Origin of the sequence: Novosphingobium rhizovicinum (assembly GCF_040813635.1) — a bacterium.
GTDB lineage: Bacteria > Pseudomonadota > Alphaproteobacteria > Sphingomonadales > Sphingomonadaceae > Novosphingobium > Novosphingobium rhizovicinum.
The window spans coordinates 260,719-277,317 of the sequence record NZ_JBFNXR010000021.1; the positions used below are offsets into that span (position 1 = coordinate 260,719).

Sequence of the window (16,599 nt, forward strand, 5' to 3'; positions counted from 1 at the left end):
ATCAGCTGCATCGTGAGATTAGCCGCAGGTTCCTGAGCCACCCCTCATCCATGCAGCAGCCTCGCCGCATGGGCAGCATGGTACGTCAGCACGCCCGAGCAGCCGGCGCGTTTGAACGCAAGCAGCGTCTCAAGCACAAGCGCGTCGCGCTCACCGGCTCCGGTCGCAACCGCAGCCTCGATCATCGCGTACTCACCTGAGACCTGATAGGCGAACACCGGCACTTCGAAGCGCTCCTTCACGCGGCGCACGATGTCCAGGTATGGCAGTCCCGGCTTGACCATCACACTGTCCGCACCCTCTGCCAGGTCCATCGCCACTTCGCGCAAGGCCTCCTCGCTGTTCGCGGGGTCCATCTGATAGGTCTTCTTGTCACCTTTCAGGAGGCCACGAGAACCCACCGCGTCACGGAACGGGCCGTAGAAGGCAGAGGCGTACTTCGCCGCATAGGCCATGATCTGCACGTTTGCATGGCGCTCGCCCTCCAGCGCCGCACGGATCGCACCGATGCGCCCGTCCATCATGTCCGAGGGTGCGATGATATCCGCTCCGGCTGCCGCCTGGTTGAGCGACTGGCGGACCAGAACGTCGACCGTCTGGTCGTTCAGGACATAACCAGCATCGTCAATGAGGCCATCCTGGCCATGGCTGGTGTAAGGATCGAGCGCCACATCGGTAAGAATCCCAAGGCTTTCCCCCACCGCATCACGGATCGTCCGGATGGCACGGCACATGAGGTTGTCAGAGTTGAGCGCTTCGCGACCATCCTCACTGCGGCGATCGGGCTGAGTGTTAGGGAACAGTGCCAGGCAAGGAATGCCGAGTGCGACGGCTTCCCGAGCTCGCTCTGCAATCCCATCCAGCGACCAGCGCGAAACTCCGGGAAGGGAGCTAATCGGCTCCTCAATCCCCTGCCCGTCCGTGACGAAAAGAGGCCAGATCAGATCAGCCGGAGTGAGCACCGTCTCGCGGTGCATGGCGCGACTCCAGGCGGCGGCACGTGTCCGGCGCAAGCGGGCGTGGGGAAAAGCAGCAGTCATCCCCGTCGCTTGCCGCAAATCGGCCGCCGCTTCAATTGTGCTGGCGGGAGTCCTCGATCGCAGCGAGTCGACGGACGACCGGCTGACTGTTCCCCATCGGTGCGGGATCCCGATGATCGGCCAAACGGTCGATCTCACGATGCAACTCGTGCTCCGAGGCCACTGCGGCTGGGGCGATGCTGTCCAGCGCAGCGCCAGGGCGCACGGCCATGACTGTGCCCAGCCGCTGTTTGAATGCCGCAAGCTCGCGCTTGTCGATTTGCGGACGAGACGCGAGCCGCAAACCGGCGGGGTTGACGGTACGGCCGCCGCGATAGGCCTCGAAGTGAAGATGCGGCCCGGTCGACAGGCCGGTAGATCCGACATATCCGATGACCTGCCCGGCTCGCACGCGAGCACCGCGGCTCACGGCTATCCGGCTCATGTGTGCATAGCCGGTGCCATTGCCAGCACCGTGGTCGAGTCGGACGAAATTGCCGTGCCCGCCATGCCGTCCGGCGAATGACACCACGCCATCGGCGACTGCGTAGATGGGCGCGCCGTGACGCGCTCCATAGTCCACACCCGCATGCCGACGCACGAAGCCGAGTATCGGATGACGGCGCATGCCGAAGTTGGATGTGACGCGACCGGCAACCGGTGCTCCCACGCTCCGCGACTGGCTTGCGGCAGTCAGGGAACCGGCAGCGACCATGTTCCCGTCCTTGCCCCAGCGCAGCAACTGCAACTGCGGCTTCCCGCCGCGCTCCAGCCCTGCGTAGAGCAGCTCCCCGACTTCCCGCTCTCCCTTGGCGGAGCGCTTGTAAGCGACCACAATATCGAAGGAGTCACCAGCCCTGAGATCGTTCTCAAGGCTCAGGTGGCGGTCGATAGCATGAAGGTACGACTGGATTGCCACGACGGGGGCGCCTGCATTGCGCGCCGAGCGATAAAGGCTGCTGCCCACTTCCCCGCGAATGCGCAGCGGCGTTTCATCCACGGCAATCGGATGGCGCTGCAGCGTCAGCGCGCCATCCTGGCGGGCGATAGTTAGGTCCAGATCAAACCGCGCCCGGAAGTTGATGCTCTCCAGCGTGCGCGCGGCGCCCGGTTCCGGACGCCTTCCCAGTGTGATGTCAAACTGGGTGCCGGATGCGATCTGCCTCGTCGGCAGAACACCGCCCATGAGCGCGCTGATCCGATCAATGTCGCTCTGGCCAACACCGGCACGCGCCAGCATTCTGCCGAAGCCATCGCCCTGCCCCAACGTGGTCATCAACTGGATAGAGGGTCGCTCCGGCGTGTTGGTCAATGGGCGTACCAGCGTAGTCGCACCCATTCGCCGTCCGCTATCGGCCCCCAGCGCCAGCGGCATGATCATCTGACTGCGGAACTCGTCGCGGACCGCCGGGTCGTCTGGCAAAGTGGCAGCAGCCTCAACCTGCGAAAAGTCGGGCCACAGGGAAACCGCCGCAACGCCAAGCCCCAGACACGTACCCAGACGCGGCAGCCACTTGCGGCGGTCCACGCCATGCACGAGACCGACGGCCGTAGCTGCGCGTGCAGTCAGGCTCTCGACCCGCTTGCGCCAGCCAGCGCCCTTGCTGTGGGCGCCGACCACTTGCCCACGGACAAGCGCTGCCGGTCCTCCCGCGCCCAAGCTGCTCTCTTCAATATGGCCAGGTTCCCTGAACAAGCCCTCATCCCGATTGCGCCCCGCTGGCGTTCCCATACGCGCCCCTGCGACATCAAGGTTAACAACTTCTCAAAGCTGTGGATTCGTTGGCAATTTACCGTTGAACCGTTTCTGGTTCGGGGTGACCCGTGGAACCGAGCCCACCTTTTTGCGCCCGGCCTCGGATAGCCGCACGCAATCTGCGGCATCCCTCTGCCCCGTCGCGCGGATTTCCCCAGTTGCAGAGCCGCGGAAGGCGCACCTGCCTTGCGGTTCGCCTGTACTGATGCCACATCTTTAACCGCGATGGCTGCTTCCCGACCCGCCGACGCTCGCAACTGGGACTCAAGCCGTGTTCGGGCCGTTCTCGGCCCTACCAACACGGGCAAGACCCATCTGGCGATCGAGCGTCTCTGTGCGCACTCCAGTGGTGCCATCGGTTTTCCGCTGCGCCTGCTTGCCCGCGAGGTTTATGACCGTGTCTGCGCGATAAAGGGCCCTAATCAGGTCGCCCTGATCACCGGAGAGGAGCGGATAGAGCCAAAGGACGCGCGTTGGCTGCTCTGCACGGTGGAGGCGATGCCGGTAGTGCAGGATCGCCTCGCCTTCGTCGCCATCGACGAGGCGCAACTCGCTGCCGATCGCGAGCGCGGCCACGTCTTTACCGACCGCCTGCTCCATGCCCGCGGTCGCGAAGAGACGATGATTTTGGGTTCTGCGACTATCGAGCCACTCGTCAAATCGCTGATTCGGAACGTCGAGGTTGAATCCCGCCCCCGATTCTCGGTTCTGCGTCATGCCGGCGCCAAAAAGCTCAGCCGCATCCCACCACGTAGCGCGATCGTCGCCTTCTCGGCCGAGCAAGTCTACGCGATTGCCGAGATGCTTCGCCGATTTCGCGGCGGTGCCGCGGTTGTCATGGGCGCTCTCAGTCCGCAGACACGCAACGCGCAGGTGGCGCTCTATCAATCTGGCGAAGTCGATTACCTCGTCGCCACGGACGCCGTGGGCATGGGCCTCAACCTGGACGTCGAGCACGTTGCATTCGCTGGACTTTCCAAATTCGATGGGGTGCGCCAGCGTCGCCTTACGACGGCAGAGATGGCGCAGATTGCCGGTCGCGCCGGACGCCATCAGAAGGATGGTACGTTCGGAACACTCGCCGGGAGCGATCATGCAGCGGAGTTCACGGACGAGGAAGTCTATGCGATTGAGGAGCATCGCTTCCCGCCAGTGACCAAGCTGTTCTGGCGCGAGCCGGAACCGCGCTTCGACAGTCTGGCGACCCTGATCGCTGACCTGGAGACGCTGCCAGCGTCGCGGGAACTGGCACCCGCTCCGGAAGCCATCGACCTTGCTGTTCTAAAGCTGCTTGCCGATGACGCGCAGGTTTCGGGAAGCGTCCGATCAGCGGGAATGGTTCGTCGCTTCTGGGATGTCTGCCGCCTGCCCGACTTCCGCAGCCAGGGACCGGAGACACATTCGCGCTTCGTTGCCCGGCTTTGGCAGGACCTGCGAGAGGGTGAATTGGGTGCCGATTACGTGGCGCGTGCCATTGCGCAACTGGACGTCACGTCCGGCGATATCGACACTCTTCAGGGGCGGATCGCGGCGATCCGCTCCTGGGCATATATCGCCCAGCGACCTGACTGGGTGCTCGCGCGGGACGAGATGGCGGCCCGCGCCCGGGCAGTGGAGGCGCGTCTGTCCGACGCGTTGCATGGGAAGCTGACCGAGCGGTTCATCAACCGTCGCACGGCTGTCCTCATGCGCAAGCTGGGAACCGATGCCGGATTGCTTTCCGTGCGGGTGGAAGAGGAGGAAGTGCTGGTGGACGGCGAGCATATTGGCTCACTCAAGGGCTTCACGTTCCAGGTCGACCCTGGCGCCCGTCTGTCCGACCGCAAGCTTTTGCTGGCGGCTGCCGAACGGCACCTCCCTGCCTTGCTGGAGCGTCGCGCAGCCGAGTTGGTTCCGCAAATCAGGGCGGGCGACGCAGACTTGTCGCTGCAGGATGGGGCCATCATCATGGAAGGCGCCAGGATTGCTCGCCTGGTGCCCGGCCGGTCACGGCTTGCCCCGCAGTTGCTGGCTGACAAGTCACTCGACGCTTTGGGCGCGCCGGCCCGCAAGGAACTGCTGGCAGCATTGGAAGAGTGGCTGGAGCTTCTTCTGAAACCTCTCGAGCCTCTCCGTCAGATCGAGCAGGCAAGCCGCAGCGAAGATGCAGGGCCGGAATTGCGCGCGCTGCTGATCGCACTGGTGGACGGCGGAGGAATGATCGAACGCACGGGCTCGGGCCTTGATCAGATGGACAAGCAGCAGCGCCTTCGGCTTTCTCGCCTCGGAGTCCGCGTCGGCTCTCTGGACATCTTCGTACCCGCCCTGCTCAGACCGGCCGCCATTCGCCTGTGGGAGGAACTGGGCAAGGCGAACGGAACATCAAAAGAAACCACGGCCTTGCCGGACGGCATGCCCCCGGCGCTGGAGGCGAAACGGATTCCGCTGCGCGGATACCGCAAGGTGGGCAAGCAGTTGATCCGCCTGGACATGGCGGAAAAGCTCCTTCGTGAAGCGCATCAGGCGCGCACGCCTGCCGGTCGCCGTCCCATTGTGCTCGATCCGGCAAAGGCGATCTCGATGGGTTTGACGCACGCGAGCTACGATCACCTTCTGCGGCTCGCCGGATTCCGTCCGATACATCCGCCGGCCATGCCCGAGGGCGCGATGGGACCACCGGCCCCGACGCGCTGGCGCTGGCGTCCCACCCGACAGGCTGCGCGGCCCACTGCTCCGGCATCATCGCCTCCGCAGCACAGCGCATTTGCCGGATTGGCAGATCTCGTCCGGTAAATGCAGGAGCGTTCCGCGATGAGAATCGACAAGCTTCTCTGGTATCTGCGCCTCGCCCGCACTCGGTCGGTTGCTCAAACGCTGGCAGAGGACGGGCACATGCGGCTGAACGGCAGGCGAATCGACCGAGCGCATCAGAAGGTCGCAGCGGGCGACGTGCTGACTCTTCCGACCGGAACTGGCGTACAAGTCCTCGAATTATTGGCCCTGCCCACGCGCCGCGGTCCTGCTCCTGAAGCGAGAAGCCTTTACAGAGTGCTTGACGGGACCCGCGCTGATCCCATAGGCGCCAGCGCGATAGAGACGTTCCAGGAAGGGTTTCCGCAGCCATGACTTATGTCGTCACCGACGCCTGCATCCGGTGCAAGTACATGGATTGCGTCGAAGTCTGCCCCGTAGATTGCTTCTACGAGGGTGAGAACATGCTCGTCATCAATCCCAGCGAGTGCATCGATTGCGGCGTGTGTGAGCCGGAATGTCCGGCCGAAGCGATCCTGCCCGACACCGAAAACGGGCTGGAGCAATGGCTGGAACTGAACGCGAAGTACTCCGCGGAATGGCCGAACCTCACCACCAAGAGGGATTCGCCCGAGGATGCGGACGAGTTCAAGAACGTGGACGGCAAGTTCGAAAAGTTCTTTTCTCCGGAGCCCGGCGAGGGCGACTAAGCCCCGCCTGACGGCTGCGCCTCGTCCTCCACACACTTTTTCCGGCGAAATGCATGCCTTGGAGGGCATGATGCCCCCTGCGCCTCTGGAAATTTTGTGACAGCAGTGCTATATGGGCGCCAACTGCCGGGGCGATCTGCCTGTCGGCGGTCGTTTTCATTATGAGGCAAGGTTCGGCAGCACTCGGTTGAGATTGCGATCTGACCGGCGGTGAGGCTTTTGCCTCACTCAGATCGCCCTCTTCGCCGAGCACCGGACTTGCACGTGAAAGGACGATTCATGGCAACCAGCGCCAATGCCTTCGATGTTGGAGATTACGTCGTTTATCCGAAGCACGGTGTCGGCCGGGTCATCGAACTGCAAAGCCAGGAAATCGCAGGCATGCAGTTGGAGCTTTATGTTCTGCGGTTTGAGAAAGAGCGGATGACGCTCCGCGTGCCTGTCAACAAGATCGAATCGATCGGCATGCGTAAACTCTCTTCCGACAAGACCCTGCGCGAAGCGCTCGACACACTCAAGGGCAAGCCGAAGGTCAAGCGCACCATGTGGTCGCGCCGGGCTCAGGAATATGAAGCGAAGATCAACTCGGGTGACCTCGTCTCGATCGCGGAAGTGACACGAGACCTCTTCCGCGCTGACGATCAGCCGGAGCAGAGCTATTCCGAGCGCCAGATATTCGAGGCCGCGTCTTCGAGGCTCGCCCGCGAGCTTGCCGCAATGGAAAAGACTGATGAGCCTACTGCACTGAAGAAGATCCTGGCGATCCTCAACGAGCACGCACCGAAGTACTACGATACGGCAGAGACCGCCTAGGTTGCCCTTTACCGCGTGAGTGGACCGAAGGGGCTGTCGCGAAAGCGTCAGCCCCTTTGTCGTCGAGAGCGAGCCGTATCTGCAATGTTCATTGCCTCGCAAGTCGAGGCATGGCAGCACCTCGCAATGCCCCGCAAAACCCCTGCCCTCCTTGCCGCGATCGCACTTCTGTCGCTTTCCGGCTGCATCGCCCGCACCGCCGTCGGCGTTGTGACCGCCCCGGTGCGTGTTGCTTCGAAGGCGGTTGATCTCGCGACGACGAGTCAGTCAGAAGCCGACGAGAAGCGCGGACGAGAGATTCGCCGCAGAGAGGAGCGGGTCGGCAAGCTCCAGCGCAGCTACGAGAAGAATTTGCGGCGATGCGAACAGGGCAGCGACTCGGCTTGCGAGAAGGCCCGAGCCGAGTACGACGAGCTACAGGAGCTTCTACCTACAATTCCGTACGAGCGGCGCTGACAGCCTGTTAGGCTGCGGCCCGCCGCAGCCGGTCGTTGAGCGCAATTCCAATATCCGCCTCTGGTATGGGGGCGACTGCGATCCGGGGCTTCGGCGAGGCTGCGCCCTCATGCAGCAGCGCATAGAGGCGCGAAGCCGCTTCACCGACGTCCCCGGAGGCAGAGAGTTGGACGTCGCCAGCAATGGGGCCGAACCCGATGAAGAACTCATCCGCTTCGGCCGCTCGCGCATTGAGCCTTACGGGCTTTCCCGGAGCATAGTGGCTGGCAAGTTGCCCTGGCGCTTCAATCCGGCCCGCCTGAGCGCACGATGCCGTTCCGATCAGATCCTCGATCTCTGACTGGCTGATCGGGCCGGGTCGCAGAACCTCCCAACGATCCTCTGGCCGAAGAGCAACGATCGTCGATTCAAGCCCCGCAGTACACGGGCCACCGTCGAGGACGAGATCAACCCTCTCTCTCAGCGACGCGACCACGTGCTGGGCACAAGTCGGGCTGACAGCTCCACTTCGGTTGGCTGACGGCGCAGCGAGCGGCACGCCCGCCTTTTCCAGAACAGCTCGCATGACAGGATGAGCAGGACAACGCACTGCAATGGTCGAGAGCCCAGCCGTGACACCCGGAGCAATCGCAGCATCGCCGCGCGCAGGCAAAACCATCGTCAGCGGTCCCGGCCAGAATGCAGCAGCGAGACGCCTTGCTCGTTCATCGAAGACCGATACCCTCTGCGCCTGAGCCACATCGGACACATGCACGATGAGCGGGTTGAAGCTGGGCCTCCCCTTAGCCCGGTAAATCGCTTCAACGCTTTCCTGCCGATCGGCGCGGGCCGCCAGCCCGTAGACCGTTTCAGTCGGCAGCGCGACCAGACCGCCACCCCATAGTACCTCGGCCGCTCGGCCAATGCCGTCCGCGTCGGGGGCCACAACTGAGGGGCTGCTAGCCTGCGTCATTGGCTGCCGCTATAGGCTGCCTGCATGGATTGCCAAGAGAAAGAGCAGCCGACGCAGAGCCTGGCTGCAGGTGCGGACATCGTCGAAACACTCTCGCGGATCGCCAACGCACTAGATCGCTTGGCGCCTTGCAAAGCCGCAAACGTCGACTGGTGGGCTTTCCCAGGCTATATCTGGGATGGTTCACAGACCCGTGGTGTCGCACGACTTGATGCTCCGTCACTCGATCTGCTTCGTGGCATTGAGAGCCAGAAGGAACGTGTCGTAACGAACGTGAGGCGGCACGCTGCCGGCCATGCTGCACATGACATGCTGCTTTGGGGTTCACGCGGGATGGGCAAGTCGGCTCTCTTGCGTGCAGCTGTGCTTGAAGCCCAAGGCGCCGATCTCTCCCAGATCGCTCTGGTTCAGGTAAGCCAAGCCGCGCTGCCCGAGATAGGGCGGCTGTTCAACGAGCTGAGCCGCTACGATCGCCGTTTTTTTGTTTTCATCGATGATCTGGGGTTCGAAGAGGCTGATACTGCCGGACCACGGCTCCTTCGCTCCTGGCTGGAAGGCGGAGTGGAAGCACGCCCGTCCAATGTGCGCCTGGCCGTCACATCGAACAGGCGCGCCATCGTCGGCCGATCGATGGTCGAACAGGACGACCCCATCAACCCGCGTGACGCAGCGGACGATAAGCTCGCTCTCGCGGACCGCTTCGGCCTCTCCATCGGCTTCCACAATTGCAGCCAGGACGATTATCTTGAGATCGTCTCCGGCTATGCGTCAGCCCTTCATCTGCGCTGGCGAGCCGAAGATGCGCTTGAATGGTCGCAGCGGCGAGGTGCCCGCTCTGGCCGCGTTGCGTGGCAATATATCGCGGAACTCGCAGGACGTGCCGGAAAGTCGCTCTGAGCGCAGCTTTCCGGCCTAGCACATCACCTTACATCACCTTGGCCGAGTGGGATCCACAAGCTCCTCCTGAGGCTCTAGAGGATCTGTCTCGACGCGTTGAGGCCCTGCGCTGGGAGAGGCTTGGGGATTGATGGCCCGCCAGATGACTCCGCCAGTGTCGTCGCTCACTAGCAGGGCTCCAGGCTTGGTCCAGGCGAGCCATACCGGGCGTCCACGCGCCTTGTCGCGCTCGGTTTCAAGGAACCCTTCCAGCACCGGCAGCGGCTGACCGGTCGGGTTTCCGTTCGCGTCGAACGGTACGAACACCACATCGTAGCCCGAACGCGGCTTCCGGTTCCATGAGCCATGTCGCGCCACGAATGCGCCATTCGCATAGCGTTCGCCCATCCGGTGGCCAGCACTCGCGAACTCAAGGCCCAACACTGCGGTGTGAGCGCCCATCGCGTATTCGGGCTTGCGTGTGTATTCGAGCATGTACGTGTCCATCGGCCACTCTACACGTTCGTCGAACTGGTCCTTCCAGTAGACCCAGGGCCAGCCATACTGCGCGCCAACCGGAACATTGGTGAGATAATCGGGCACAAGGTCCGGGCCCAGCATATCGCGCTCCTGAACGACAGCCCACATCTCACCGGTCGAGGGGTTCCAGTCCAGACCGTTTGGATTGCGCATACCTGCCGCATACTGCCGACGTCGACCGGTCTCGGTGTCGATCTCCCAGATCGCAGCGCGGCCAGCCTCGGCCTCCATGCCGTTATCTGCGATGTTCGTCGCCGACCCTACGGCTACATAGAGCTGCTTGCCGCCGGGACTCAGCAGTAGATTGCGCATCCAGTGATTGCCACCGGCCGGCAGTTCCATGATCTGCCTGGGAGTTCCCGTGAGCTTCGTGGCACCCGGCTCGAATGGAAATGCCAGCACCGCGTTATGATTGGCGATGTAGAGGGTGCCGTCGTTGTAAGCCATGCCGGATGGGGAGTGCATATCGGCCTTGCGGAACTCGAACCTCTGCTCTGCCTTTCCGTCTTGATCTGCGTCGCGCAGAAGCATGATCGTGTCTGGCGACGGAGCCCCGGCCCCGACGCGGCCCATGAACAGCTTCATGAAAAAGCCTTTGATGCCCCCGCCTCCCGCACGAGCAGGTGAATTCGTGAGGGCAACCAGGACGTCGCCGTTAGGTAGGGTGAGCATGGTTCGCGGATGATCGAGGTTCTCTGCGAAGCGGGTAACGACAAGCCCCTCAGCCGCCTCTGGTGCTGCGTTCTCACCCCATCCGGACGGCTCTGCCAGTGCAACACTGGGGATCAACTGCTCGTCTGGTTCCACAAGTTGCGGCTCCAGCCCCGTGGTGGCGGATATCGGCAAATCGGAACGGTGAGCCCTGTCGTGGTAGACAAACAGACCTGCCACGAGAACCACGACGACCACGAGGGCGATAAGCGTCTTACGCTGCCAGCTTTTCATGGTGCACGAGATAAGCGCCTGATGACTAGCCGACAACCATCGTCACAGCTATGGGAGCGACGATGTTCGACCTTGCTCCAGATCCCGATCTTCCCAAGGCTATGCTCTACGCAGCGCTAGCGCGTTCTGCTGCAGCGCTCGTGGAGGGAGAACGCGATCCGGTTGCCAATATGGCCAATCTGGCCGCTTTGATCTGGCACTCCGTCCCCGGACTGAATTGGGCGGGATTCTACCGCGTTCTGGGGGACGAACTTGTCCTTGGCCCCTTCATGGGCAAACCCGCCTGTATTCGCATACCGCTCGGCCGAGGCGTGTGCGGAACAGCGGCTGCGAATGGCTCGATACAGGTGATTGAGGACGTGGAGGCCTTCCCAGGCCATATCGCGTGCGATGCGCTAAGCCGATCCGAACTCGTGGTGCCCGTGATGAGTGCCGGACGAGTCTGTGCGGTTATCGATCTGGACAGCCCCGAGCTAGGCCGCTTCGATCAAGAAGATGCAGACGGTATGATGGCGATCGCCAGCCTCGCAGCGCAGTTCTTGTAGAGAGTTCCAAGTTCACCCAAGCTCTGAGGTTGAGAGAACGTCCGGATCAAAGAACCGCAGAGGCGCAAAGCCTTGGTTCAATTCGGGACAACGCTACTATTACGGCACCGCACGGTTGGTCCTCTGCCCATCAAGATGCTAAATTTCGCGTTAACACCGCTGCCTGCGGTGATGTTCGCGCGAAAGGACCATCTCTTGGTAATCCGCACTTTCATTCCCCGCTTGCTTTCCCTGGCCGCTGGCCTGCCTTTAGTGCTCCCGATAGCTGCTGTAGCTCGCGAACCAGGTATGGAAGCGGGCTGGCGCGAAGGCCGCTGGCACGGTGCAGATCAGGTGGTCCAGGATAGCCAACCGACCGGGTTTTACTCGCCGGCACAGGAGGCTTGGCTTGCCGACTGCCGCGCCCGGATCGAAGAGCGGGACGATGGCGCGGGCGGCGCCTTGATCGGCGGAGCCGTGGGCGGCGTAATAGGAAACCGTATCGCTGGACGCGGCAACCGCACTACAGGAACACTGGCTGGCGCAGCAGTCGGCGCCACGGCGGGAACCCTCATCGACCGCGCAGAGGACAGAGAGCGCACGCTCGACGAATGCGAGGCCTACCTGGACCGTTATTACGCGCAGTACGAAAGCCCAAGCTCACCGTGGCATCGCGGGAGCCAAGCCAGCGCTCCAGGCATCACTGCTTACGGTTCTGGCAGCAATAACTATCCTGGTTACGACTACCGGTCTCAACTTTACGCTGGCTGCTGCCATCCAGGTCCGGCGTTCGTACCTGCGCCCATCCAAGCCACACCTCAGTGTACCGAAACGATAGAATACGTCTACGAAGATGTTCCGGTAAAACGCCCGGTCTATCGCCCAACCAAGAAGATCAAGCGCGTAAGAGACAAGCGTGTGAGGATAACAGGGGGTAACAATATCAAAGGCAACTAAGCTTAGATGATATTATCGCTCACAGCTGCTTAAATCTGATGCACACTTAAATAGAACCGCCGGTTAGCCTCTGACACACCAAGTCCAACTGGTCGAGGGTGGTGTAACGGATCGTCACAGTTCCAGATTTCGGATCTGCATCTGCCTGGATCCTTACGGGCAGTCCCAGCACCTCCTCCAGGTGTCCCTGCACGGCTGCGATATCTGCATCGTCCGCAGCATTGCGGGCCGTACGCGGTTTTCGCGGAGCGGGATCACCCTTCACCTTTCGGCGCACAAGTTTCTCGACGTCGCGCACAGACATCTGCTCAGCCGCAGCTCGGCGACCGATATCCTCCGCATCGTCACAGCCAATGAGCGCTCGTGCATGGCCCATGGAGAGTTCACCACGCTCCACCAGCTCGATCACCGATTCAGGCAATGCAAGAAGGCGCTGTAGATTGGCCACGTGACTGCGGCTCTTATCTACCATGCGGGCGATCTCAGCTTGGGTAAGCCCTTCCCCTTCGGTAAGACGATGATAGGCCCGCGCTTCCTCAATGGGGTTGAGATCCTCGCGTTGAAGGTTCTCAATAAGGGCCAGCGCCATTACGTCGCGCTCACTTAGCTCCCTCACCAGAGCAGGAATCTCGTGAAGCTGGGCCTTCTGGGCCGCGCGCCATCGCCGTTCTCCCGCAACAAGCTGGTAGCGACCGGTAGGAAGTGCTCGCACAATAACTGGCTGAATCACGCCCCGTTGTGCAATCGATGCCGCCAGCTCCTCCAATGCTGCCTCGTCAAAATGCCGACGGGGCTGCTCTGGGTGTGGCTCGACAGCGGCGACAGGAAGTACGATCAGTCCGCTTGAGCCAGGCAGTTGCGCGGTGTCGCTCACCTCTCTCGTGCTGTCCGCACCACGAACAGGTTCCTCACGACGCGTTTCGCCGAGCAACGCGCCAAGACCGCGTCCAAGGCCCTTGGCCTTGGCTCTGGGTGCGGGGTTCGCAACACCAACTCCGGCGTCATCGCTCATGCGGCTTTCCTTTCTTCCGGCATGCGGGTCAGCAGCTCACGAGCCAAAGCGATATAGGCCCTGCTTCCCGCACATGCGTGATCGTAGATCAGTGCAGGCAGGCCGTGGCTCGGCGCTTCCGAAAGCCGCACATTGCGCGGGATGGTGGTCTCAAAGACCAACTGACCAAGGCATGACCGAACGTCTTCAGCCACTTGATCGGTTAGCCGGTTCCGGCGATCAAACATCGTCAGTGCAATCCCGATGATGCCCAGCTCGGGGTTAAACCGCTGCTGCACGCGCTCAACCGTCTGAAGAAGTTGACTCAGTCCCTCGAGCGCAAAAAATTCGCATTGCAGAGGCACGAGAAGAGTATCCGCAGCTGTGAGCGCGTTGAGAGTGAGAAGCCCCAACGAAGGCGGGCAGTCGATCAGGCACACGTCATAGGCGAGGTTTGACCGCAATGAGGCCTGCAAACGGTGCGCACGATCTTCGGCTGTAACCAGCTCGACTTCTGCACCCGACAAATCCACGGTTGCAGGGCACAGATCAAGCTTAGGGATCGATGTCTGGATGATGCAGTCTTCGATGGGAGTTCTGTCTACGAGCACATCATAGGTAGAGCGCTCCCGTTGGCCTGCGCCTACGCCAATGCCCGTAGAGGCATTTCCTTGAGGATCGAGATCGACGAGCAATGTCCTCCAGCCCGTAGCAGCCAGCGCGGTTGAGACATTGATCGCCGTGGTCGTCTTGCCCACGCCGCCTTTCTGGTTGGCTATAGCTATGCGGATCATCGGGTTCAGCCTTTCTGGCCAAGTAACGTGCCCACCACAATACCAGCGTCAGGGTCGGTAAGCGAGTGTTCCACGTGAAACATATGGTGCCAGCCTTTCAGCTCAGCGACTTCTTGCGCTGCCGACCGGCCCTTGGGCAACACCCACAGCGTAGCAGGTGTGGAAAAGCGGGAAGCGAGACTTAGCAGCTGCGGCAGTGGTGCGAAAGCTCGAGCCGAGATAACATCGCAATGTGCCTCTGAGATCAGCTCCAGGCGCGCCCCGGCAACGGAAGCATTGTCTAGCTCAAGAGCGTTGCACATATCCTTCAACCACATGATCCGGCGGTTACGCGACTCAACCATTGTCACCGATGTTTCCGGACGAAGGGCTGCGATCACCAATCCCGGAAATCCAGCACCGGTTCCCAAGTCCAGCCATCGCATACCTGTTCCACGTGGAACATGACGCAACAGCTGCGCACTGTCTGCGATATGGCGCTGCCAGATTTGCGCGAGCGTTTGTCGTGCGACCAGGTTCTGACGAGAGTTCTCCTCTATCAGCGACTCTTTCAGGATCTCCAATTTCTGAAGAGCAGCATCATCGCACTCGGGCAGATTTCTCACCCAATCGCGAGCAGATGTCTCGTCGCCAATCATGCCACATGCCGCCTTGCGTGGACCAACAGTGCCGACAGCGCCGCGGGCGTTATGCCCGATATTCGCCCTGCCGCGGCCAAAGTTGCGGGCCGCGCCTGGGTCAATCGCTCAACCATCTCTCGCGACAATCCGGGAACATCCGCATATGGGAAATGCTCGCTAAGCACCAAAGCTTCACTCGCTCTCAGGTCCCGCAACTCCCGGTCCTGCCTCTCGAGGTAAGGGGCGTATGCGACATCCTCGGTTACCTCCTCCCTCATGTCGTTCTCGCAATCGGCGGCCTCTCCAAGCCAGGGCGTCAGGGTGCTAATCTCCACACCATCAAATCGCATGCAGTCGCGTAGCGCAATTTGTCCTAGATCCGCCCGAACCGGTAAACCTGCCCGATTTAGATCTGCCGCCGCCACGCTTCTTTGCAAGGCGTCCAACAGGTGTTGTCGCTTCCCTTCCCTTTGCGTGAACCAGGCCTCTCGTTGTCTCCCTACCGTGCCTGCTTTGAGGGCCAGCGGCGTGAGACGGGTTGTCGCGTTGTTTGAGCGAAGACGCAGCCGATACTCCGCGCGGGCCGTAAGCATGCGGTATGGCTCGGTCACCCCCTGAAGAGTCAGGTCATCGATCATCACAGCAAGGTAACTGTTCGCGCGATCAATACCTGGTGCCTCTCGACCGAGCACCGCTGAAGCGGCGTGGAGACCCGCTACCAAACCCTGAGCAGCAGCTTCTTCATATCCAGTTGTGCCGTTGATCTGCCCCGCAAAGTATAGATTGCCGAGGTCGCGTACTTCCAGAGTCGAACGGAGCGCTCTGGGATCGACATGATCGTACTCTACCGCATAGCCGGGCACGATCATCTCTACCTGGTCTAGGCCCTCTATGGTGCGAAGCATAGACAGCTGGACATCTGCAGGTAGCGAAGTGCTGATGCCATTTGGATAGACCAGATGCGTCGCCAACCCCTCAGGCTCTAGGAAAATCTGGTGCCCATCGCGGTCGCCGAAACGGTGGATCTTGTCTTCGATCGACGGACAGTAGCGCGGGCCTCGTGCACCGATGGCTCCAGTAAACATCGGAGAACGATGGAGGTTCGCGCGAATAATATCATGGCTTCGCTCGTTTGTCCGGGTGATCGCGCAGAACACTTGCGGGTTCACGCGCGTCTTCTGCAGCGGCGACATCGTCCATGGCTCAGAGTCGGAGGGCTGTTCCTCTAAACGCGACCAGTCGATCGTTCTGCCATCCAGGCGCGGGGGTGTGCCTGTCTTTAGGCGCGCCATAGGCAATCCGCTTTCGCGCAATTGCGAAGCGAGCCTTTGGGCAGAGGCTTCCGCAATGCGGCCGCCATTCATCCGCTCCTCCCCCCGGAAGAGAGTTCCTCCGAGAAAAGTGCCCGTACATAATATAACTGCAGAGCCTTGCAGACGGGTGCCGTCGGCAAGCTCAACGCCCTGCACCGATCCGCCCTGCACAATCAGGGATGCGGCTTCTCCGGCAATCAGTTGAAGGCTCTCTTCCCGAGCAAGCATCGACTGGATGGCAAGTTTGAAAAGGTCACGGTCCGTTTGCACCCGCGGCCCTTGAACCGCACTTCCCTTGGAGCGATTCAGCATACGATAGTGAATTGCTGCCGCATCAGCCGCCCGGGCGAGCAAACCGTCGAACGCATCAATTTCGCGGACAAGGTGACCCTTGCCCAAGCCTCCGATTGCCGGATTGCAGCTCATGGCACCTATGGTGTGCAGGTCGAAACTGACGAGAGCCACCCGCGCACCCATCCTGGCTGCTACTGCTGCAGCCTCGCAGCCGGCGTGACCACCACCGATAACAACTATGTCGAAGGAGCGCATGACCGAGCCCTTAGCCGAGCCAAACGAGGTGGTCAAAGACGGCGCACGTGAAGC

The 16,599-nt window shown here is 61.6% G+C and carries 16 protein-coding genes; 8 read left to right on the top strand and 8 right to left on the bottom strand.

Translation table 11 applies throughout. The annotated features are described in order from the left end of the window. Positions 1-44 precede the first annotated feature (44 nt). Together hemB and ABUH87_RS05975 are read right to left on the bottom strand one after the other, a co-directional pair. Positions 45-1,040 carry a porphobilinogen synthase gene (gene hemB, locus ABUH87_RS05970; RefSeq protein WP_367771123.1) on the bottom strand — a complete coding sequence of 332 codons (996 nt, stop codon included), beginning with the start codon at positions 1,038-1,040 and terminating at the stop codon, positions 45-47. Between the two features lie 31 nt (positions 1,041-1,071). Next, entirely contained in the window at positions 1,072-2,715 is a 1,644-nt protein-coding gene (locus ABUH87_RS05975; RefSeq protein WP_367771126.1) for a M23 family metallopeptidase, read from the bottom strand. 285 nt (positions 2,716-3,000) lie between these two features. Here ABUH87_RS05975 and ABUH87_RS05980 point away from each other — a divergent pair, with 285 nt between their 5' ends. The 5 genes from ABUH87_RS05980 (at position 3,001) to ABUH87_RS06000 (ending at position 7,484) form a co-directional block, all read left to right on the top strand. Then, the gene (locus ABUH87_RS05980) at positions 3,001-5,547 is read left to right on the top strand and encodes a helicase-related protein (RefSeq protein ID WP_367771129.1); all 2,547 of its coding nucleotides are present in this window, start codon (positions 3,001-3,003) and stop codon (positions 5,545-5,547) included. 18 nt (positions 5,548-5,565) lie between these two features. Then, positions 5,566-5,880 carry an RNA-binding S4 domain-containing protein gene (locus ABUH87_RS05985; RefSeq protein ID WP_367771132.1) on the top strand — a complete coding sequence of 105 codons (315 nt, stop codon included), beginning with the start codon at positions 5,566-5,568 and terminating at the stop codon, positions 5,878-5,880. Continuing rightward, a complete protein-coding gene (gene fdxA / locus ABUH87_RS05990; RefSeq protein ID WP_367771135.1) occupies positions 5,877-6,215 on the top strand; it encodes a ferredoxin FdxA in 339 nt (112 codons plus the stop codon). Before ABUH87_RS05985 ends, fdxA begins: the two co-directional genes overlap by 4 nt. A 279-nt stretch (positions 6,216-6,494) precedes the next feature. Next, positions 6,495-7,028, top strand: a complete 534-nt coding sequence (locus ABUH87_RS05995) for a CarD family transcriptional regulator (RefSeq protein WP_367771138.1) — start codon at positions 6,495-6,497, stop codon at positions 7,026-7,028. An 84-nt stretch (positions 7,029-7,112) separates the two neighbouring features. Further along, positions 7,113-7,484, top strand: a complete 372-nt coding sequence (locus ABUH87_RS06000) for a hypothetical protein (protein ID WP_367771142.1) — start codon at positions 7,113-7,115, stop codon at positions 7,482-7,484. 7 nt (positions 7,485-7,491) lie between these two features. On the opposite strand, the gene ABUH87_RS06005 is transcribed toward ABUH87_RS06000, so the two are convergent. Then, on the bottom strand, positions 7,492-8,436 hold the full coding sequence (locus tag ABUH87_RS06005; protein ID WP_367771145.1) for an L-threonylcarbamoyladenylate synthase: 945 nt from the start codon (positions 8,434-8,436) through the stop codon (positions 7,492-7,494). 24 nt (positions 8,437-8,460) lie between these two features. Here ABUH87_RS06005 and ABUH87_RS06010 point away from each other — a divergent pair, with 24 nt between their 5' ends. Continuing rightward, the gene (locus ABUH87_RS06010; RefSeq protein WP_367771148.1) at positions 8,461-9,333 is read left to right on the top strand and encodes an ATP-binding protein; all 873 of its coding nucleotides are present in this window, start codon (positions 8,461-8,463) and stop codon (positions 9,331-9,333) included. Positions 9,334-9,366: 33 nt separating this feature from the next. Here the strand turns inward: ABUH87_RS06010 and ABUH87_RS06015 are convergent, their stop codons facing one another. Further along, positions 9,367-10,797, bottom strand: coding sequence for a PQQ-dependent sugar dehydrogenase (locus ABUH87_RS06015; RefSeq protein ID WP_367771151.1), 1,431 nt, complete (start codon positions 10,795-10,797; stop codon positions 9,367-9,369). A 62-nt stretch (positions 10,798-10,859) separates the two neighbouring features. On the opposite strand from ABUH87_RS06015, the gene ABUH87_RS06020 reads away from it, so the two are divergent. Both ABUH87_RS06020 and ABUH87_RS06025 read left to right on the top strand, forming a co-directional pair. Further along, entirely contained in the window at positions 10,860-11,342 is a 483-nt protein-coding gene (locus ABUH87_RS06020) for a GAF domain-containing protein (RefSeq protein ID WP_367771161.1), read from the top strand. Positions 11,343-11,537: 195 nt separating this feature from the next. Then, the gene (locus ABUH87_RS06025; RefSeq protein WP_367771164.1) at positions 11,538-12,278 is read left to right on the top strand and encodes a glycine zipper 2TM domain-containing protein; all 741 of its coding nucleotides are present in this window, start codon (positions 11,538-11,540) and stop codon (positions 12,276-12,278) included. 46 nt (positions 12,279-12,324) lie between these two features. Here ABUH87_RS06025 and ABUH87_RS06030 read toward each other — a convergent pair whose 3' ends face one another. Genes ABUH87_RS06030 through mnmG form a run of 4 tightly spaced genes read right to left on the bottom strand, consistent with a single transcriptional unit; the run spans position 12,325 to position 16,581 of the window. Further along, the gene (locus tag ABUH87_RS06030; RefSeq protein WP_367771167.1) at positions 12,325-13,290 is read right to left on the bottom strand and encodes a ParB/RepB/Spo0J family partition protein; all 966 of its coding nucleotides are present in this window, start codon (positions 13,288-13,290) and stop codon (positions 12,325-12,327) included. Then, positions 13,287-14,063 (bottom strand): ParA family protein, encoded by a 777-nt coding sequence (locus ABUH87_RS06035; protein ID WP_367771170.1) that lies wholly within the window; start codon positions 14,061-14,063, stop codon positions 13,287-13,289. The genes ABUH87_RS06030 and ABUH87_RS06035 overlap by 4 nt, the downstream gene beginning before the upstream one ends. Positions 14,064-14,068: 5 nt before the next feature. Then, the gene (gene rsmG / locus ABUH87_RS06040; RefSeq protein WP_367771173.1) at positions 14,069-14,701 is read right to left on the bottom strand and encodes a 16S rRNA (guanine(527)-N(7))-methyltransferase RsmG; all 633 of its coding nucleotides are present in this window, start codon (positions 14,699-14,701) and stop codon (positions 14,069-14,071) included. Further along, positions 14,698-16,581, bottom strand: a complete 1,884-nt coding sequence (gene mnmG, locus ABUH87_RS06045) for a tRNA uridine-5-carboxymethylaminomethyl(34) synthesis enzyme MnmG (RefSeq protein WP_367771176.1) — start codon at positions 16,579-16,581, stop codon at positions 14,698-14,700. The genes rsmG and mnmG overlap by 4 nt, the downstream gene beginning before the upstream one ends. Positions 16,582-16,599 lie beyond the last annotated feature (18 nt).